Source organism: Acinetobacter sp. A1, from assembly GCF_012371315.1.
Classification (GTDB): Bacteria; Pseudomonadota; Gammaproteobacteria; order Pseudomonadales; family Moraxellaceae; genus Acinetobacter.
Genome location: NZ_JAAZQY010000043.1, coordinates 1 through 17,863, shown reverse-complemented (window position 1 = coordinate 17,863; position 17,863 = coordinate 1). Strand labels below are relative to the sequence as shown.

The window sequence follows — 17,863 nt, the reverse complement described above, 5'->3', positions numbered from 1 at the left end:
TTTTTATGCCTGAATTAAAATTAAAAAGAATAAAAATAAAGAACACCAAAAAATAAAACCATCAATGGATGGTTTTAAAGGTAAATATTCGATTTTATTTGAGAACTTTAATTGGCTTTTCGTAGTTGTCTGCGTGCATGTTTAAATGCAGTTCTTAGCCCTTCCTCCAGGGTTGGATGGTAGAACGGCTTATCTAAAATATCTTCAAGTGAAAGTTCCTCATCAATCATCCATGCAAGTAAATGAGCCATGTGTTCTGCTGCTCCGACAAACAGTTCTGCACCTAAGAGTTTATGGTTACTTGAATCAATATAGACTTCAATACCACCTTTATTTTTACCTAAAACTAAAGCACGACCTTGTTTTTCATAAGAAACAAAGCCTGTTGTAAATGCAATATTTTGATCTTTCAGTTGTTTATAGTTTTGTCCTACAGATGCCATTTCAGGTGAGCTAAACACAATACCCATGGGTGTTAATGTTTTAATATTTTCAATGTTTGGAAAGCTTAAACAATTATGCACGGCTGCACGCCCTTCATGTGCTGCTTCGTGCTGAATTGGTGTATTTGTATGGGCATCACCGACTACAAAAATAGCATGTTGCCCAAGTTGTTTGGTGTAGGCATCAATTGGGAGGTGTTTTGAGTTATTAAAGCTTTGATCTATATTTTCGAGTTGAAGTTGATCTAAATAGCTACGTCTACCTGTAGCAACCAGAACGTAATCTGCAGTTAAGTTTTGCATTTGTCCATCTTCTTGATACTCAAGTTGCACACCTTGCGCTGTTTTTTTTAGTTGGGTTGGGAGGGTTTCAAATTTGATGTTTAGTTCTTTGCTGAGTGTGTCTTGGGCAATTTTTTGTAGTTCAGGACTACTGAGAGACCCTACTTTGCGACTACGTGCAAAAATAGTGGTATTTACTCCTAAGCGCTGCATGGCCTGAGCTAATTCAATTGCAATCACACCGCTACCAATAACTGCCAAAGTCTGAGGTAATGATTCCAATTCAAAAATTTGGTCTGATGTGATTAAGCGCTCCCCCAAAGCTTGTTTCCATGATTGGTCATACGCAGGGGTAGAACCCACAGCTATAATAAAGGATTTTGCTTGATATCGTTGTCCATTGACTTGAATGCTATGGGCATCTACGAATGTCGCAAAGCCTGAAATTTTATGAGATGCCTCCCAGTGATCTACATCTTTTTGTGTGGCACGGGTAAAACGATCACGTAATTGACGTACGTGCGTCATGATTTGGGATGTATCAATTTTTGCATCTACCGTGAGTGCAACTTCTTGTGCATGTTGAATGTCGTGCATGCGATTGGCACTAGAGATGAGGACTTTGCTAGGCATACAACCAACACGGGCACAGGTGGTGTCCCATGGACCGTGATTGATGATGAGTAGGTTTTGGGTGTATTTAATTGCTTCTTTATAGGCGCTAATGCCTGCGGTACCTGCACCAATAATAATGAGGTCGTACACTATAAACCTGCTTAGAAAAATAAAAGTGATACTTTTATTATGCTAAAAAAATACCCTCTTTAAAGAGGGTATTTTCAATTTCTTACATTAAAATTTTAGACCTGTAGGTTCAGTCTCAGTCAATGTAGTGGTGATAGTTCCATTATTGTTTGTTGATGTCCCTTTAAGTTTGATTCCGTTAATCAGGTGCTCGAAGCTTAGAGTTCCACTAGTTTCATTTTTGAAGGTAAAAATATTTTGACCAGTTAGTGATATATTGCCAGTGAAAGATTGAGTGTTGCGATTAGGTGTTTCATTCTCTACGCGAGTACCATCAATGGTAGTGATATTAACAAGTTTAAGTTCTTTTTCCCCCGAGCTGTTAATACGGTAGCTAGATGAGCTACTTAAATCACCCGACTTCGAATTGATAATAAAAGAGATAGGTTCAGCAAATGAAACATTGGTATTGTCGTTAATTAAAACATTGAAGCCAGAACCATTTTCAAACATAAATAGTTCACCATCTAAAGATGTTAAATCTTTATATGTACTGAAAGCTCCTGTTGTAACTTCTTTTTCAACAGATTGGTTTGTTTCTGGATCAATGATTTGAGTGGTTACAGTAATTTTGTAGTCACTAGTTGATTCATTAATTAGTACAAAGCGTTTTTGGTCTATTTGCTCGACCCATTTTTGTTTAAATGGATATGCGAAAGCACCTGTAATTGTCACATGATGTAAATTTTTATCTTTGTTCTCATTTTCAAAAATAAAAATACGTGTTGTTGCTTGATATGCTTCTAGGTTCGGAGTAATACTGTCATCTTCTAAGCGAATATTTTTAAGATCTTCTTTGGTAATTTCAAAGTCCCAGTCACTATAAGCAGGTAATAAGGTTTTTATCTGATCACCTGTAAAAGAATAACAAGCACGATAATCACTTGTGCTTTTTTCAAAACATTTATCACGGTAATATGCAGAAAAATTAGTCAAATCAACATTTCTAATATCTAGTGTAAGCTGTAATGGTCCATGTGCAAAAGTATCCAATGAATGATCAATATAGCCTTTAGCTGTATCTAAATCATTTGAATCGTAATTACCAAATAGAAACTGGCCTTCGCGCTTTAAAATTTCAAGTTGTTTGGCTGCGAGTTCAGTGGAGGTATTTGATTGTGGAGGAGGAGTAGCCCCACCTGTCGCCCCCGTATCACCATAATAGCCATCACTACCACCGCCGCCACAAGCAGTAAGTAAGCCAGTTAATGCAACTGCAAGCGTTCCTTTTAAAAAATTCATTGTGTAATACCCCGAATTATATTGTTATTAACAAAAAAATAATTTTGCAAAGATAGCATATATTAAAAATGGCGCATATAGCGCCATAGGTTGAACAATAGATAAAAATTATAAACTGGTTCCCACACTCACACCCACAGTCGGGCGCACTTGCATCGAACTACACGCATTGAGAACCAAGATACACATTACTGCCAATAAAATTTTATTCATGCAACAAACCTTGAGATTTTGCTTGATGAAATAAAGCACTGGAACGAGCACCACTACGACAAATCATCAGAATGGGTTTTGGAAGCTCATTATAATATTTGGCAAATTCAAGAATATCTGTTTGAGAAATTTTACCGCTACTAACCGGTTGATAAATCACACTGACCTGAGATTTTTCTGCAATATTGCGTAATTCGCTGACCTTGACCACATTGCCCATCTCTTGATCAGGGCGGTTCACAATCACCGATTTAAAACCCTGCCGCATCAATTGTGAAAACTTAGCAGTATTCATCTGACCTGCAACGCTAACTTTATTTGTTAGCATCTGTGTATTGTTCGCATAACTCAACGAGATACTGCTGCAGAGCAGAATACAGCCAAACACATGTTTGAGGATGTGTTTAGTCATCCAACAAATCCATTTGTTTAGCTAACTGAAATAAGTTATTTGAGCGGTTACCTGTACGGCAGAACATCAACACAGGTTTTGGCAATTCATTATAGTGATTGGCAAATGCACGAACATCTAGCTCGGTAATTTGACCAGATACTACAGGCTGATAAACATAATCCAAACCTGCAGCACGTGCTGCTTCTTCAATTTGTGCACTGGTGGGCTGTTCAGGACCACCTTCCATATCTGGGCGGTTATTAATAATTGACTTAAAACCTTTCTCAAGCACCTGAGTTACATGCTCAGGACCAATTTGACCTGCAAAACCTACTTGTTCAGACATGGGAAACACTCCATCATTTTATTCATGACAATATGCTTTATGATAGCATTAAGCAGATTCATGAGCTGAATGTTCTGAAATATTTATAACGATAAAATAACGCAATGGAGCGCGTATGCATTCCTACACGGTCGAGCCTTTATATGTCAAAAGCGATCATGAGGTGATTGCTGCAGACTTTTATCGCCCCAAATCTATAGAAAAACCCGCAGTAATTCTAATGGCACATGGACTGGCTGCCTTACGTCATTTTAAATTGGTGCAATATGCGCAGCATTTTGCACAGGCAGGTTATGCCGTGGTGTTGTTTGATTATCGCTATTGGGGTGGAAGCACAGGTCGTCCACGTGAGTTGGTGTCTATTGAAGCGCAGTTAGATGATTGGCGCAGCATGATTTCACATATCGCAGAACGTAAATCTATAGATGCCAAGCGCATGATTTTATGGGGAACATCGCTGAGCGGTGGATATGTACTCAGTTTGGCTTCACGATTACACAATTTGGCTGCGGTGATGGTACAAGTGCCTTTTGTCGATGGTGCGGAAAGTGCCAAGTTGTATCCTTTGCAGCAACTTCCTAAAGCCTTAAAAATCTCCAGTCAGGATTATATGGGTGCAAAGGTGGGTATGTCGCCAAAAACACTGCCTGTGGTGGCGCAAAAGGCGCTGTGCTTTTTACCTACAGCAGACAGTTATGCAGGTTATATGTCCATTGTAAATTCTGATTATTATTGGAGCGGTACCATTCCTGCGCGGGTGTTTTTTCATTTAATCCGTTATCGTCCCATTCAGGAAGTCCGCCAAATCAACATCCCGGTGTTGTTTATTGCCTCACAGCACGACAGTTTGATTCCAATTGAATCTAGTCGTGAAACAGCCACCAATATTGCGCCTTATGTGCAATATGAAGAGTGGGATATGCAACATTTCGATATTTATCATGGTGAATGGTTTAAAAAAACCATTCAGACCCAATTAGAGTTTTTACAGCAACTGTTTGGAGTTCAGTAAATGATTATTGTGTGTCCTGAGTGTGGTGCAAAAAACCGAGTACCTGAAGATAAATTATCTGCCAGCCCTGCGTGTGGACAGTGCCATCAAGCCTTAATTCCGCTTGCACCAATTGAGCTGAATGAACAAAATTTTAGTCATTTTATTCAAAACAGTGATTTACCTATTCTGATTGATCTTTGGGCAGATTGGTGTGGTCCATGCAAGATGATGGCACCACATTTTGCAACGGTGGCTAAGCAAAATCCGCAGGTGGTGTTTGCAAAAATTGATACGGAAGCCAATCCACGCTTGAGCAGTGCGTTTCATGTGCGCAGTATTCCAACACTGGTACTGATGAATAAAAGTAATGAAATTGCTAGAATAAGCGGTGCGCTACGTGCGACTGAATTACAACAGTGGTTGGATCAGCAGCTTAACGCCCAGTCTTAATGCACTGTTCGTGCTAACTTAATGCAAATGTCCGGAGTGAACGTGTCAGATTCTCATGCAAAACCAGAGGGAGTGCTTTCCCTACAAACAATTGCCATGCCAGCAGATACCAACTGGAGTGGAGATGTCTTTGGAGGCTGGATCGTGTCACAGATGGACTTGGCGGGTGCAATTCATGCCGAGCGCTTTAGTAAAGGGCGCTGTGCCACGATTTCAATTAATCAGATGACTTTTTTAGTGCCTGTGAAAGTGGGCGATGTGATCAGTTGCTATACCAAAATTTTGAAAGTGGGCAATACCTCAATTCAAATGCAAATTGAAGTGTGGGACAGCCATGATGATTCACGTGAAGCAGTACGTGTTACCGAAGGAGTGTTTACCTTTGTTGCGGTAGATGTCAAAGGTTCAAAACGTCAGATTCCTGAAGAATCCAAACAGAAGTTTTTAGAGGCGCAGGCGAGCCAAGCGTAGTTGTTTTTAGATGACTAAAAAATCCCAGATCTGTGATCTGGGATTTTTTGCTTTAGAGAATAATCTTAGGCTTGTTTCTGCTTTAAATGTGCTTTAGACACCCAAGCCCACAGCATTTCACACTGAATCGGAGCTTCACCAGATTCATCCATGACACTGACATTGACCAGTGTTTCGCCTTTGTCGGTGCTGTGCATGAGTTGTTGCTGTTCGGGGCTTAAGGTCGCAATGGCGGTCATAGCACCTTGAGTTGGGCGTTTAAAGTCCACTTTCAGGCTTTTAATCAGCACAATTGCGCTATCTGGCACATTCATAGCCGTTACAAAACCAGTGGCAGTTTCGGCAAGCAGCGCCATTGCACAGGCATGTACTTGCCCAATATGGTTTTGCATGGCTTTGTGATTGGCAATGCTGACCACCACTTGAGATGGAGTCACTTCGTGATAGCGAATTTTTGCACTACCCACCATAGGCACGACACGACCAAAAGCTTGACTTAAAAGGCGGCTTTGAATGCCTTTAGGCAATTTTGATGTTGCTTTGACCAGTTTGTTTAAGCGATTGGTTGGTGTCATGACATCCCCAAATTAATCTTTAAAGTTATTGAATTGCAGTGGCAGACCAAATTGTTGCTCTTTCAAGAACGCCATCACTTGTTGCAAAGTGTCGCGCTTCTTGTCGGTTACACGAATTTTGTCACCCTGAATAGAAGATTGCACTTTAATGCCACTGTCTTTAATGGCTTTGTTAATTTTTTTTGCGGTATCTGAGTCAAGACCATCTTTTAGTTTGATCACTTGAATCACATTTTTACCTGATGCCGTCATTTTTTGTGGATCAAGTGCCTGAATGTCGACTTTACGCTTATAGAAGTGATTTTCAAGCATGGTATACACTTGCTCACATTGGAAATCACTTTCAGTGGAGATTTTAATCTCTTTGTTTTTTTCATTGAGTTCGATAGACACATCTTGACCACGAAAATCGAAACGAGTACCAATTTCTTTTTGTGTGTTTTGAACCGCATGATTCACTTCAAAAAGTTCTAATTCAGAAACAATATCGAAAGAAGGCATAATGAAGACCTTTGCAAATGGAAACAATATCTGAGATGCTAGGGATGTTTTCTTCATTTGCCAAGTGTTGTTTACATCAAAGGAGTGCGCAATGATCCGTAAACAAGAAATTACAACATTTGAGTTCCCAGAAAATGCAGTGATCTGGGATGTACGCGATTCAAGTGCTTATGCTGAAGCACACGTGAAAGGGGCAGTAAATCAGCCTATTAGCGATCTTTCGGCAGAGAGCCTCACTCAGGTGTCAGCGGATCAACCGATTTACATTTTATGTGGTGGTGGTAGTAAAGCCCCACGTGCAGCAGAGTTACTTGAGGGTTTTGATAACTCACGTGAATATGTGGTGTTAATGGGTGGTACGCGTGCAGCACGTGATGCTGGCTTAGCACTGGAGCAGGGTGCATAATATTTGCAACTGCAAAAAAGAAGCGCCGAAAGGCGCTTTTTTGTTAGGTGTTGTTTTATCCCTTTTTATCTACAGCTAAGGGCTAGGCTAAGGGGGGAATATTTTTAAAATATGGTTTTTTGGCTTTCACTTTTTTTTGAAAGCGTGTTACGGCCAGTTTTTGCAGTAAGTTTTTTGGTACAGGGCAGGCTTCTGCTAAAACCTGTGCTGCCAGTATTTCACTGCACAATGGGGCAAATAAAAAGCCTTTAGAACCCAGTCCTGCAAAGCTATAAATTTCCTGATCATCATGCATTTTACCCAGTAAAGGGAAATAGTCCTGACTTTGGGCACGTATAGAAGCACGTCCTTGCCAAGTGTCTACAGGGGCTAAATTTTTGGCATAGACAGGAAATACACTGTGGATAAGTTCATAGTTATGCACATGGTCTTCTGCCAATACATCGCAATCTTCCCGATTTGGATAAAACGATGCACCTAATATGAGCTGCTTAGCATTGAGCTGCATGCAATAACCGCCATAGCTATAGGCTTGTGATAATGGCAAAGCTTGATTGGCATTATTTAACCAGCTGACTTGCCCACGAATGGGTTTAAGTACAGGATAGTTTTCAAAAAAAGCACCGCTTTGTAGGGCAGCGCAGACAATAACATGATCAAAACGTCCGAGTTCAGCATCTGTACTGTGTAAAATCTGCTGTTGCGCTGCAGCTGTAATTTTTTCAATTTTGGCTTGCTGAAACTGAATGAGTGGGTGTGCAAGAATTTCATCTCGCAGTTGATGTGGAGAAACTGCGCCTGCTTGCAATAAGTTCAAACTGGCAAAGTCACTTTGTGGTATGAGTTCAGCTGCGGTGTGTGCTGTTAAAATATCTGGTGGATATTGTGTGGCTAAATCTAGTAATTCATCGGCATGTTTAAGCGCCAATTGATGAATCTGCAACGGACGAAATGCCTTGAATACGGCATAGTGATTCAAGGCATATTGCCATGCCAGCGTCATTAAGTGATCGGCAGTTTGATGAACTGGACAAAGTTTTGGGTTTAACAATGCCAAGGGATTGCCTGAACCACCTGCAAGTGGCGCTGTTTGATCGTAGAGCGTGACTTGATGCCCACGTTGTGCAAATGCCCAAGCACAGCTTAAACCTGCAATTCCTGCGCCTACAATCGCAATATGGCGCTGTTTGGTGGCTGCATTGCGGTTTGTTGCCGCAATTTGTGCCATTTCAGTCTGATCTGATGTTTGCGGCATGTCAGGCGCTTTCCAAACGGCTTTCAGCATTTCCCGTTTATGCCCAAAACCACGTGGGCGGGTAATCTGAATACCGTGTTGTTTTAAGCCACGTTTGAGTACGCCTGCCACACTGAATGAGGCAAAGGTCGTGCCATAGTCTGATAAGGCTACAATTGGGTTCAGTACCGTTTCTTGCCACATATCTGGGTTGCAAGAGGGGGCAAAGCCATCTAAAAACCAAGCGTTTACAGGTGTAGTTTTGGCAATTGCAGGGAACACTTCCTGTGCATCGCCTAGCCATAAATCGAGGCTAAAGCGTTCATCTGGAAAATTTAAACGATGACAGCCTGCTATGGCTGCAGGGTATTGCTGAATCAGCTGTTCAGACAGATGACTCAGTTCTGGCCAAGCGGCTAAGGCACGAATTAGATCGGCTTTGCGGAGTGGAAATTTTTCTACAGAAATGGCATGTAAGTGACTGTGATTGTTAGGACGTACCTGTTGCCACAATTGCCACAGCGCTAAAATATTTAAACCTGTTCCGAAGCCTGTTTCACCTACACAAAAATACTCAAAATTGTTGAGCTCTGCCAAGCGGGTGGGTAAGTCATTGCCCTGTAAAAACACATGCCGCGTTTCGAGCAAGCCATTGTCTTTGGAGAAATACACATCACCAAACTGTTTGGAAATGGGCACATCAATGCCATCGACCAGTTGCCAATCCAGCTCGGCAGTTTGAATAGGCTGAAACAAAACAAAAGTCCTTTAAATGGAATGGTACGCGGTCAGATTACCATTGACGACGACGCTTGGTATAAACATAACTGGCAATTAAAAAGCCGAGTAATACGCCCACTGCCAGTGTCGCTGCACCATATAAAAACATTTGTGCACTGCGTTCACTTTGCAGCACTTGGACTTGCACGCCTAAATTATCATTTTTAAGTTGCAGTTCCTGATTTTGTGCTAAGGCATCTAGGTTGGCCTGTTCGAGTTGTTGCAAACGCGTGCTTTGATCTTTAATCAAGGCTTTGGTTTTGGCTTCCTGAATGGCTTTATTTTTAGCAATTTGTTCGGCAGTCAGTGGTTTATTTTGAGCAGCAGGCACTGCGGGATTGCTTGCTGTGGTTGCTGAAGCTGCAGCCGCATTACTCACAGCCGCTGTAGGCGCAACTGTAGCAGCTGTGTTTGGCGTTGGCGTTGGTTCAACAGCAAAGGCGGCTGAACTCAGTAGAACAGCACTGGCAACAACGAAACGCATATTGCTTATCCTTGAGGAAACGCTTTGTTGAATGACTTGACGTCAATATGACTGTACACGCCTTCTTTTAAGAATGGTTCATCTTGTAACCATACGTCTAAGGCTTTACGGCTATCAAAGTCGACAATCATGGTGCTGCCATAAAAACCTGCTTGCGGATTACTTGGGTCTTTAGGCATAGCACCCGCCACAATCAAACGACCTTCTGCATCTAGCTGTTGCAAACGTGCCAAATGTAAAGGACGTGTCGCAAGACGTTTTTCCAGTGTACCTTCACGGTCAGTACAACTTAGAACAAATAAAGGCATAGCTACTCTCAAATATTGCAGATCAGAAATTATTCAGATGTTTTAAAGTATTTGCGCAATACAATAAACTGCACAATGATAAAGGAAAACATTACGATCATGTCACCAAAAGCGGTGAATTCTCCCCAATATTTTCCATCCATAAATAAAAATGCAAAAAACACATGCAGGAAGGACATCACGGCAAACATCGCAGCCCATGCATAATTTAGGTTTTTCCAGCCTGTTTCGCTTAAGTTGAATACGGGGCCAAATAAACGTTGAATAAGGGGTTTACGGTCTTTGCTGAACCACGGCGACAGTAAAAAAGCACCTGCAAAGACAATATTTAAAATGGCGGCTTTGAGGCGGATATAAAAGTCATCGCTTAGCATTAAGGTGACACCACCAAAAATAACGGTCATAAACAGCACAATCCATTGTTGTTTATCTAGACGGAATTTTTGCATGACGAATAATGCGCCATACACCACCAACATGGACATGATTAGACCTGTGGTTGCCACAAGAATATGATTATTATCGACACCGCCTGCAGAGCCGATGAGTTGTAATAATTGATGGTCGGTGTCTTTTGGATCTACAGTTTTGTATAAATAAAAGAAAATAATGAGGGGCACAAAGTCTAAAAGTGCTTTCATGTTAGAGTATCTAAATCTGATCAAATAAATGACATAGTATAAGTGATGCACGGCGTAGATTTACATACACACAGTAATATTTCTGATGGAACTTTGTCACCCGCAGAACTGGTGGCTGCAGCCATTCAACAGGGCATTCACACCTTGGCATTGACTGATCATGACACGATGGATGGCGTGCTATTGGCACGACAAGCTGCACAGGGACAGGCTTTAGAGATTATTTCTGGCGTGGAAATTTCTAGTCAGTGGTCACGGCCTGCCACCAAAAAAAGTTACAGCGTGCATGTGGTGGCCTTGAATATGCAAAATCCTGCGCCGTTGCAGGCGGTGCTTGAACAGCAAAAACAAATTCGTGCAGAACGTGCCAAGCAAATTTGTGATTTGCTGACTCCGCTGATTGGGCAAGATATTTATAACGATGTACTGGCCAAAGTTGAGGGTGTGGCAGATCGGATTACTCGCACACACATTGCCAAAACCTTGCAGGAAAAAGGTATTGTGACACGTGTTCAGCAAGCATTTGATAAATATATTAAAGAAGGCAAAAAAGCCTATGTGAAATTTGATGGCTTGAGTCTACAAGACACCATTCGGGTAATTCACGAAAGTCAGGGCTTTGCTGTGTTGGCGCATCCCACTCGTTATGATTTATCTGCCACCAATATTCGTTATTTGATTGAAATTTTTGCCAAATATGGGGGAGATGCTGTGGAGTTACCACCCAATATTGACCCTACTTCGACCCGTCAAATGGTGGATCGTATGATTGCTGAACATGGCCTAAAAGTATCCGTTGGTAGCGATTTTCATGGTGGAAATATGCCATGGATTAAACTGGGTAATATTCCACGAGTGAAAGAGGGGCAAGTCGGGATTTGGGAGAGTTTTGTTTAATAACTCCCTCATCCCAACCTTCTCCCAGATGAAGAAGGAGTTCCTTCCCCGTATAGAAGAGGGCTAGGGAGGGGTAATAAATTAAAGCAAATTATTGTCTTGAGCTTGAATAGGCGGTGGGGTTGGTTTGCCCAAAGTACCCAATAATTCAATTTCAATGGTACGCACCATGGCATCTAATGGTAAGTCGTTACTTTGCGTACCAAAAGGTTCTTCAATTTCAGAACTGAGCGCATCTAAGCCTAAAAAGGTATAGGCTAAAATACCGACCAAAAGTGGGGTCGCCAATCCGAGCGTAGACCCCAAACTAAACGGCAGCATAAAACAGAAAAAGTACACAGTACGATTCAGCAATACGGAGTAAGCAAATGGCAGTGGTGTGGTGGCAATACGGTCACAGCCCGTTTGCACCAAACTGAGTTCGGTCACGTGCTGATTCATTTGGGTGTAAATAATATCGGAAATTTCACCTTCTTTTAGGGCTTGCATCAACTCCCATTGAATCAGACTTAGGGTGTATTGTGGTGCGTTGGCCTGTTGATACAGTTGGGTAATCGCTTGCTGGCTCATACCACTGGTTTGTATTAATTCGGTAGGATTGGCGGTTTGATGACGCAGTCGGTCACGTAGTACGTTGGCAAATACAATGACATGCTGAATCACACGCTCACGGCGTGCCTGAGTCAGCATACGGCAGTCACGGTCAAAATGACGTGCATTGGCAATCAGCATGCCCCAGAGTTTACGTGCTTCCCACCAGCGGTCATAACAGGCACTGTTTTTAAAGCCAAGAAAGATCGATAGGACGACACCAATTAAGGTAAAGCCGACTAAGGGCAATTCAGGAAAATGAAAGTAACCAATATAGGACAAACCACCAATAATGGTGGAGAGTAACATCACCACCCCTAAAGGTGGCAAGACCTTGGGTAAAATCGTGCCCCGCCACGAAAATAATAAGTTAAATACACTGGGTTGATCGACTATCATTTTATTAGAATCATCACAATTTTTTGATGATCTTCTGTGCTTGTGCAGGCTTTGTCAATATACAAATTTTAAGTGTGCTCAAATTTCAGCAATTGTTGCTCGGCAAAGGAAAAATTGCCCTCACTCGAAATGATGCAATGATCAATCAAACGTAGTTCTAGCAACTGACAGGCCTGTTGTATCTGTCGTGTTAATGCTAAATCTGCAGCTGAAGGTTGGGGGAGCCCAAAAGGATGATTATGTGCAATCACAATTGCCGTTGCGTGTTGGCTAATCGCAAAACGCAACAATTGATTAATGGAAATTTCACAAGAATTTAGCGCGCCATAGAACAGTTTTTTAAAGCTAATTTTTCTTAAACAGGCATCTAGGCAAAGTACTGCAAAGACCTCACGTGTTTCACCTAAAAGTTCAAAACGTAAATATTCCATGAGGCGTTTAGAATTGCTCAGCTCTATGGTCTCTTGTTTTAAATGTTCGGCCACATAGCGCCGTCCAAGCTCTTTAACTGCCATGAGCTGTGAATATTTGCTGCTGCCCATGCCATGAAACTGGCACAGCTCTGTGATTGGGGCATCTAATAAGGCGGTTAAGTTGCCAAAATGTTGAATCAGCAGTCGTGCTAACTCCACCGCAGAATGTTGCTGTGAGCCTGAGCGTAGGAAAATGGCCAATAGTTCGGCATCAGATAAACTGGCAGCGCCTTGCTGAATGAGACGTTCACGTGGCCGCTCTTGTTCAGGCCAATGTTTAATAGATAAATGCATTGTTATTTGACTTTTTTATTCTAAATTTGAAAATTTAATCCAAGCAGATCTCTTGGGAATGACATTATTTAATGCTATTGTGAGCGCCACTGCAACAAAAAGGTGGCTTGTTTGTGAGCTTCGATTTAAGCGTCATCCCTCATAAAAACATTATTTTAGCTGTGACAGGCGGTATTGCGGCCTATAAAAGTGCGATTTTAGTGCGTCGTTTAAAAGATGCTGGTTTTAGTGTTCGTGTGGTCATGACTAAGGGTGCACAAGCCTTTATCACACCACTGACTTTTCAGGCACTGTCGGGCAATCCTGTACATACTGAATTGTTAGATACCGAAGCCGAAGCAGGCATGGGGCACATTGAACTGGCACGTTGGGCGGACTTAGTATTGGTTGCACCAGCCAGCTGTGACACCTTAGCCAAGTTTGCTGCAGGTCTGGCCGATGATTTACTCAGCACTTTATATTTAGCCACCAATGCACCTGTTTGGGTAGCACCTGCCATGAATCAGCAAATGTGGGCGGCCAAAGCCACACAGCGTAATTTAACCACTTTGGTGGAAGATGGCGTGCATGTGATTATGCCTGATGCCGGCGAACAAGCCTGTGGCGATGTCGGTTTAGGGCGTATGCCTGAACCTGAAGATTTAGCCCATCAGGTCACTCAGTATTTTCATCAGGCACAGCGTGCCTTGGTGGAAAAGTTTGGCATGTTAGCAGGTAAAAACGTCACCATTACGGCAGGGCCAACCCGTGAAGCCTTAGACCCTGTACGTTATATTTCTAACCACAGTACCGGCAAAATGGGCTTCTCACTGGCTGCAGCTTGTTATGCGGCAGGAGCAAAAGTTACGCTCATTGCTGGCCCAGTGAGTTTAGATACACCGAATGGCGTACAGCGGATCAATGTATCTTCAGCTATTCAAATGCTAGATACCAGTTTGCAAATGCTAGATAAGGGCTGTGATATTTTCATTGCTACAGCTGCGGTGGCCGATTATCGTGTGGCAGAAATTGCAGAACACAAAATTAAAAAGTCAGGCGATGAGCTGAATGTGGCCTTGGTGAAAAACCCAGATATTGTTGCGACTATTGCTCAGCAGGAAAAACGTCCATTTATGGTGGGTTTTGCGGCAGAAACTCGCAATGTAGAAGAATATGCAGCGGGTAAATTGGTGGCGAAAAAGCTAGATATGATTGCCTGCAATGATGTTTCCCGTGCCGATATTGGCTTTGCTTCAGATGAAAATGCCATGACCGTATTTTTTGCTGAAAGCTACCACATGGAAAAACGTGATTTGGAAAAAGCCTCGAAGCAAGAAATTGCACAGCAATTGGTTGAGGCGATACATGATGCTTTATATCGTGATCCATCACAGGATGATGAGTTTTAACCTTTATCGTATATCCATAAGTTAATGACATAAAAAAACCGCTGAAATTTCAGCGGTTTTTAGCTTAAATACAGCGTAAATTAAGCTTGGCCTTCTGCTGCAGCAGCTTGCGCACGTTGCATATTGGCTTCAAACTCGGCATCGAAGTTGATTGGGGTGAGCAATAATTGCGGGAAGCTGCCTTTGGTTACCATATCATTTACAGATTCACGTAAGAATGGGAACAAAATGTTCGGGCAGTATGCGCCCAGAATATACGGTAAACGCTCTTCTTCAACGCCATCAACTAGGAAAATACCAGCTTGGGTAACATCAACAATAAATGCAGTATCGCCACCGTTGTTGGCTTGAACCACAACTTTTAATGCCACTTCAAAGTGGGTTGGGTCTATTTTTTCTGCAGAAGATGACAGGTTAATGTTAAGTTCAGGCTGCCATTCTTTGGTAAATACTTGTGCCCCAGGAACTTCAAAAGAAATGTCTTTGGTATAAATGCGCTCTAATGCCAATTGTGGTTGAGCTTGTTGTTCTTCACTCATGTTAAATCCTTACGAGTTGGTTATATAGTGTTATGTTTATGCCAATAATTGATCGAGTTTGCCTTCGCGATCTAACGCATATAATTGGTCAAAGCCGCCAATAAACTGGTCATTGATGAAAATTTGTGGAACGGTACGATGATTGGTACGTTGCATTAATTCAACACGTACTTCAGGCGCTTCGTTTGACAAATTAATTTCTTTATAGGCAACGCCTTTACGCTCAAGGAGTTGTTTTGCACGAATGCAGTATGGACACACAGTCGTTGAATAAATAGTGACTTCAGCCATGATCGTTCTCCTTGCGAAAAATATGAGGGATAACTATTTGCTTTTTACTAAAGGTAAACCTTGTGCTTTCCAGTTGCTAATGCCGCCATCTAAACGATAGGCATCTGCATGAGCGACTTGTTGTAAAGCACTGCCTGCAACTTGACCTAAGTTACAGATAAAGACCAATGGACGATCTGAGGTTTTTAGCTCTTCAACATGCTTGGTAATTTGGCTATAGGGAATATTGCGGCTGCCACTGATATGACCTTCACGGAAATCTTTGGCATCACGTAAATCAATCAACATGGCATTTTTAGCTTTGACTAAAATACCCAAAGATTGTGGGGAAATTTTACGACCATTGCGTTGACCTTCTAACACAAAGAACAACACTACCAATACGGCCAGTGTCCCAAATAAGAAGGGATGATTCCCCATAAATTCGAACCAACGTTCCACAAGTCACCTAATTACAATTTCAAAATTGTTCAAGAGTATAGCGTATAAATATGGCGATCAAAAACACCGCTTCAAGGGCAGCGCCATAATAAAATTAATTTTTTTGTTGCGCTTCGGCAATTTCATCACAGAGTCTTAAATAACTGTCTAAACGACGTGGCAAAATTTCACCCTGTGCAGCAGCCTGTCGCAACGCACATTGCTTTTCATGTTTATGGGTACAGTTACGAAATTGGCAATGTCCCAGCAAATTTTCAATTTCAGGAAAACCGTGCTGAATTTTATCTGCACTTAAATGCCACAAACCAAATTCACGAATACCAGGTGAGTCAATTAAGGCAGCGCCTTCGCCAAAGCCAATTAAGCGGGTAGAAGTGGTGGTGTGCTGCCCAAGGGCTGAGTTTTCCGAAATGATATTGGTCTTTTGTGCCGCTTCAGGCACGATGGCATTAATCAGCGAGCTTTTGCCTACGCCAGATTGCCCCACAAAGGCTACAGTTTCACCTGCTAAACGTGCGGCTAAATGGTCTAAATTGCCATCGGACTGGGTTTGCATAACTTCATAGCCCAAGGCCTGATATTCCTTAAGCAAGTCTAAAATTGGGTCGTTTTCTTGCAGTAAATCAGATTTGTTTAAGACCAATAGGGCTGGAATGTCTGCATCGGCACAGGCAACCAAATAGCGGTCAATTAAGCCCGGTGCAGGTTCAGGCAAAGGCGCAAACACAATAACAATCAGGCTGATATTGGCGGCAACAGGTTTGACCTTATGGTAGCGATCTGGTCGGGTCAGCAAAGACTGACGTGGATGAATCGCGCTAATAATGCCCAAACCTGTATTTGGGTCGGCCTGCCATTTCACTCGATCTCCCGTCACCAATAATTCTAAATTGGTACGGGTGTGACAGCGCCAAACACTGCCAATTTCAATGGGTTTCCAAAAAGGCTCTGGTTCGCCTGCTTGGACTATAGGCTTTTCAGGATGAATTTCAGGGACAGATAATGCTTGCACTTCCAGTTGACGGCCATAGTGTTGTACCACCAAGCCTTCTAAATCATGTGAGGTGTCAATATCTGCCTGACGTGACTTGTGTTGTTTTTCAATTCGACGTTGCTGCTGTTCAGTCAATCGACGTTTACGAATTAAAGCCATTCATATCCTAAAAACCATGAGCTCAGGATGGCAAAAATAGCATGAAGCGGGGGCACAGTTACAGCCAAGAAGCAAGAAATTTGCTACTATGTTGTTTTTAAGCCGAATAAGATTGCACATTTATGAGCAGCACGCCTGATACTCGCCTGATTTGGATTGATTTGGAAATGACCGGTCTAGATACCGACAATGACCAGATTATTGAAGTGGCCACCATTGTGACCGATGATCATCTGAATATTTTGGCAGAAGGGCCTGTGCTTGCAGTGCATCAACCTGACCGCATTTTAAATGCTATGGATGAGTGGAATACGCGTCAGCATGGGCAGTCAGGTTTAATTGAGCGTGTGCGCCGCAGCAAACTCACTGCGCAGGATGCAGAACAGCAAACCATTGAGTTTTTAAAGAAATGGGTGAATCCAAAAACATCCCCAATGTGTGGTAACTCAATTTGCCAAGACCGCCGTTTCTTGCACCGTTTAATGCCTGAATTGGAACAGTATTTTCATTACCGTAATTTGGATGTGTCTTCAGTCAAAGAACTGGCAAAGCGCTGGCGCCCTGAAATTATGAGCGGTTTGAAAAAGAACGCTTCGCATTTGGCGATGGATGACATTCGCGATTCGATTGCCGAGCTGAAATATTACCGCCAATATTTTTTTATTATGAATCAAGACTAAGCTCTATATACACACGCAAAGCTGTGCGGATGTTGCAAAAAAGAGGCAATAGCCTCTTTTTTTGTTGCCAAGTGTCCCGTCCTGAAATAAGTTTACACCTTAAGAGACTTATTTTATGGAACATAAACGAGAACAACGAGTTAAACGTA

General features: G+C 42.2%; 23 protein-coding genes. 7 read left to right on the top strand and 16 right to left on the bottom strand.

All coding sequences use genetic code 11. The features are described from left to right. Positions 1–107: 107 nt before the first annotated feature. The 4 genes from HHA41_RS11820 to HHA41_RS11805 form a co-directional block, all read right to left on the bottom strand. Positions 108–1,490, bottom strand: coding sequence for a dihydrolipoyl dehydrogenase (locus HHA41_RS11820; protein WP_168461843.1), 1,383 nt, complete (start codon positions 1,488–1,490; stop codon positions 108–110). Between the two features lie 87 nt (positions 1,491–1,577). Continuing rightward, entirely contained in the window at positions 1,578–2,771 is a 1,194-nt protein-coding gene (locus HHA41_RS11815; RefSeq protein WP_168461842.1) for a hypothetical protein, read from the bottom strand. A 205-nt stretch (positions 2,772–2,976) separates the two neighbouring features. After that, positions 2,977–3,396, bottom strand: coding sequence for a sulfur transferase domain-containing protein (locus tag HHA41_RS11810; protein ID WP_168461841.1), 420 nt, complete (start codon positions 3,394–3,396; stop codon positions 2,977–2,979). Then, the gene (locus HHA41_RS11805; RefSeq protein WP_019838040.1) at positions 3,389–3,724 is read right to left on the bottom strand and encodes a TIGR01244 family sulfur transferase; all 336 of its coding nucleotides are present in this window, start codon (positions 3,722–3,724) and stop codon (positions 3,389–3,391) included. The genes HHA41_RS11810 and HHA41_RS11805 overlap by 8 nt, the downstream gene beginning before the upstream one ends. Before the next feature lie 115 nt (positions 3,725–3,839). Between HHA41_RS11805 and HHA41_RS11800 the strand changes: the two genes are divergently transcribed. Genes HHA41_RS11800 through HHA41_RS11790 form a run of 3 tightly spaced genes read left to right on the top strand, consistent with a single transcriptional unit; the run spans position 3,840 to position 5,639 of the window. Continuing rightward, entirely contained in the window at positions 3,840–4,736 is an 897-nt protein-coding gene (locus HHA41_RS11800) for an alpha/beta fold hydrolase (protein WP_168461840.1), read from the top strand. Next, positions 4,737–5,168 (top strand): thioredoxin TrxC, encoded by a 432-nt coding sequence (trxC, locus tag HHA41_RS11795; protein WP_168461839.1) that lies wholly within the window; start codon positions 4,737–4,739, stop codon positions 5,166–5,168. Between the two features lie 42 nt (positions 5,169–5,210). Further along, on the top strand, positions 5,211–5,639 hold the full coding sequence (locus HHA41_RS11790; RefSeq protein ID WP_136143966.1) for an acyl-CoA thioesterase: 429 nt from the start codon (positions 5,211–5,213) through the stop codon (positions 5,637–5,639). A 65-nt stretch (positions 5,640–5,704) separates the two neighbouring features. Here HHA41_RS11790 and HHA41_RS11785 read toward each other — a convergent pair whose 3' ends face one another. Together HHA41_RS11785 and HHA41_RS11780 are read right to left on the bottom strand one after the other, a co-directional pair. Next, entirely contained in the window at positions 5,705–6,214 is a 510-nt protein-coding gene (locus HHA41_RS11785) for a DUF4442 domain-containing protein (protein ID WP_136143967.1), read from the bottom strand. 12 nt (positions 6,215–6,226) lie between these two features. Further along, the gene (locus tag HHA41_RS11780) at positions 6,227–6,715 is read right to left on the bottom strand and encodes a YajQ family cyclic di-GMP-binding protein (RefSeq protein ID WP_168418414.1); all 489 of its coding nucleotides are present in this window, start codon (positions 6,713–6,715) and stop codon (positions 6,227–6,229) included. Between the two features lie 91 nt (positions 6,716–6,806). Between HHA41_RS11780 and HHA41_RS11775 the strand changes: the two genes are divergently transcribed. Further along, positions 6,807–7,121 carry a rhodanese-like domain-containing protein gene (locus HHA41_RS11775; RefSeq protein WP_019838034.1) on the top strand — a complete coding sequence of 105 codons (315 nt, stop codon included), beginning with the start codon at positions 6,807–6,809 and terminating at the stop codon, positions 7,119–7,121. A gap of 82 nt (positions 7,122–7,203) precedes the next feature. Here the strand turns inward: HHA41_RS11775 and mnmC are convergent, their stop codons facing one another. From mnmC to HHA41_RS11755, 4 genes are read right to left on the bottom strand one after another with little or no spacing between them, the layout of a single operon-like run. Then, positions 7,204–9,111 (bottom strand): FAD-dependent 5-carboxymethylaminomethyl-2-thiouridine(34) oxidoreductase MnmC, encoded by a 1,908-nt coding sequence (gene mnmC / locus HHA41_RS11770; RefSeq protein ID WP_168461838.1) that lies wholly within the window; start codon positions 9,109–9,111, stop codon positions 7,204–7,206. A 37-nt stretch (positions 9,112–9,148) separates the two neighbouring features. After that, positions 9,149–9,619, bottom strand: coding sequence for a hypothetical protein (locus HHA41_RS11765; RefSeq protein WP_168461837.1), 471 nt, complete (start codon positions 9,617–9,619; stop codon positions 9,149–9,151). A 5-nt stretch (positions 9,620–9,624) separates the two neighbouring features. After that, positions 9,625–9,927 carry a YciI family protein gene (locus HHA41_RS11760; protein WP_168461836.1) on the bottom strand — a complete coding sequence of 101 codons (303 nt, stop codon included), beginning with the start codon at positions 9,925–9,927 and terminating at the stop codon, positions 9,625–9,627. A gap of 29 nt (positions 9,928–9,956) precedes the next feature. Then, positions 9,957–10,568 (bottom strand): septation protein IspZ, encoded by a 612-nt coding sequence (locus HHA41_RS11755; RefSeq protein ID WP_168461834.1) that lies wholly within the window; start codon positions 10,566–10,568, stop codon positions 9,957–9,959. Between the two features lie 45 nt (positions 10,569–10,613). Here HHA41_RS11755 and HHA41_RS11750 point away from each other — a divergent pair, with 45 nt between their 5' ends. Then, a complete protein-coding gene (locus HHA41_RS11750) occupies positions 10,614–11,465 on the top strand; it encodes a PHP domain-containing protein (protein ID WP_168461833.1) in 852 nt (283 codons plus the stop codon). An 81-nt stretch (positions 11,466–11,546) separates the two neighbouring features. Here the strand turns inward: HHA41_RS11750 and HHA41_RS11745 are convergent, their stop codons facing one another. Together HHA41_RS11745 and radC are read right to left on the bottom strand one after the other, a co-directional pair. Further along, complete coding sequence (locus HHA41_RS11745; protein ID WP_168418420.1) at positions 11,547–12,455, bottom strand: bestrophin family protein; 909 nt, start codon at positions 12,453–12,455, stop codon at positions 11,547–11,549. 68 nt (positions 12,456–12,523) lie between these two features. After that, the gene (gene radC, locus HHA41_RS11740; RefSeq protein ID WP_168461832.1) at positions 12,524–13,222 is read right to left on the bottom strand and encodes a DNA repair protein RadC; all 699 of its coding nucleotides are present in this window, start codon (positions 13,220–13,222) and stop codon (positions 12,524–12,526) included. A 113-nt stretch (positions 13,223–13,335) separates the two neighbouring features. On the opposite strand from radC, the gene coaBC reads away from it, so the two are divergent. Further along, a complete protein-coding gene (coaBC, locus tag HHA41_RS11735) occupies positions 13,336–14,610 on the top strand; it encodes a bifunctional phosphopantothenoylcysteine decarboxylase/phosphopantothenate--cysteine ligase CoaBC (RefSeq protein ID WP_168461830.1) in 1,275 nt (424 codons plus the stop codon). Between the two features lie 80 nt (positions 14,611–14,690). Here the strand turns inward: coaBC and secB are convergent, their stop codons facing one another. The 4 genes from secB to rsgA all read right to left on the bottom strand — a co-directional run bounded on the left by secB (position 14,691) and on the right by rsgA (position 17,034). Further along, complete coding sequence (gene secB, locus HHA41_RS11730) at positions 14,691–15,149, bottom strand: protein-export chaperone SecB (protein WP_070153851.1); 459 nt, start codon at positions 15,147–15,149, stop codon at positions 14,691–14,693. A gap of 36 nt (positions 15,150–15,185) precedes the next feature. Continuing rightward, positions 15,186–15,443 carry a glutaredoxin 3 gene (gene grxC, locus HHA41_RS11725; RefSeq protein ID WP_162164696.1) on the bottom strand — a complete coding sequence of 86 codons (258 nt, stop codon included), beginning with the start codon at positions 15,441–15,443 and terminating at the stop codon, positions 15,186–15,188. 30 nt (positions 15,444–15,473) lie between these two features. Then, positions 15,474–15,881 (bottom strand): rhodanese-like domain-containing protein, encoded by a 408-nt coding sequence (locus HHA41_RS11720; RefSeq protein ID WP_168418423.1) that lies wholly within the window; start codon positions 15,879–15,881, stop codon positions 15,474–15,476. Between the two features lie 94 nt (positions 15,882–15,975). After that, positions 15,976–17,034, bottom strand: coding sequence for a small ribosomal subunit biogenesis GTPase RsgA (gene rsgA, locus HHA41_RS11715; RefSeq protein WP_168418424.1), 1,059 nt, complete (start codon positions 17,032–17,034; stop codon positions 15,976–15,978). 122 nt (positions 17,035–17,156) lie between these two features. Here rsgA and orn point away from each other — a divergent pair, with 122 nt between their 5' ends. Next, entirely contained in the window at positions 17,157–17,714 is a 558-nt protein-coding gene (gene orn, locus HHA41_RS11710; RefSeq protein WP_004976254.1) for an oligoribonuclease, read from the top strand. Positions 17,715–17,863: the final 149 nt, after the last annotated feature.

Bases quoted from the DNA above. Each gene is read 5' to 3' on its own strand.
- trxC (WP_168461839.1), top strand. From the start codon at position 4,737: ATGATTATTGTGTGTCCTGAGTGTGGTGCAAAAAACCGAGTACCTGAA.
- secB (WP_070153851.1), bottom strand. From the start codon at position 15,149: ATGAGTGAAGAACAACAAGCTCAACCACAATTGGCATTAGAGCGCATT.
- HHA41_RS11775 (WP_019838034.1), top strand. From the start codon at position 6,807: ATGATCCGTAAACAAGAAATTACAACATTTGAGTTCCCAGAAAATGCA.
- HHA41_RS11800 (WP_168461840.1), top strand. From the start codon at position 3,840: ATGCATTCCTACACGGTCGAGCCTTTATATGTCAAAAGCGATCATGAG.
- HHA41_RS11815 (WP_168461842.1), bottom strand. From the start codon at position 2,771: ATGAATTTTTTAAAAGGAACGCTTGCAGTTGCATTAACTGGCTTACTT.
- HHA41_RS11750 (WP_168461833.1), top strand. From the start codon at position 10,614: ATGCACGGCGTAGATTTACATACACACAGTAATATTTCTGATGGAACT.
- HHA41_RS11765 (WP_168461837.1), bottom strand. From the start codon at position 9,619: ATGCGTTTCGTTGTTGCCAGTGCTGTTCTACTGAGTTCAGCCGCCTTT.
- HHA41_RS11805 (WP_019838040.1), bottom strand. From the start codon at position 3,724: ATGTCTGAACAAGTAGGTTTTGCAGGTCAAATTGGTCCTGAGCATGTA.
- radC (WP_168461832.1), bottom strand. From the start codon at position 13,222: ATGCATTTATCTATTAAACATTGGCCTGAACAAGAGCGGCCACGTGAA.
- HHA41_RS11810 (WP_168461841.1), bottom strand. From the start codon at position 3,396: ATGACTAAACACATCCTCAAACATGTGTTTGGCTGTATTCTGCTCTGC.
- rsgA (WP_168418424.1), bottom strand. From the start codon at position 17,034: ATGGCTTTAATTCGTAAACGTCGATTGACTGAACAGCAGCAACGTCGA.
- HHA41_RS11745 (WP_168418420.1), bottom strand. From the start codon at position 12,455: ATGATAGTCGATCAACCCAGTGTATTTAACTTATTATTTTCGTGGCGG.
- HHA41_RS11755 (WP_168461834.1), bottom strand. From the start codon at position 10,568: ATGAAAGCACTTTTAGACTTTGTGCCCCTCATTATTTTCTTTTATTTA.
- HHA41_RS11785 (WP_136143967.1), bottom strand. From the start codon at position 6,214: ATGACACCAACCAATCGCTTAAACAAACTGGTCAAAGCAACATCAAAA.
- orn (WP_004976254.1), top strand. From the start codon at position 17,157: ATGAGCAGCACGCCTGATACTCGCCTGATTTGGATTGATTTGGAAATG.
- HHA41_RS11760 (WP_168461836.1), bottom strand. From the start codon at position 9,927: ATGCCTTTATTTGTTCTAAGTTGTACTGACCGTGAAGGTACACTGGAA.
- HHA41_RS11780 (WP_168418414.1), bottom strand. From the start codon at position 6,715: ATGCCTTCTTTCGATATTGTTTCTGAATTAGAACTTTTTGAAGTGAAT.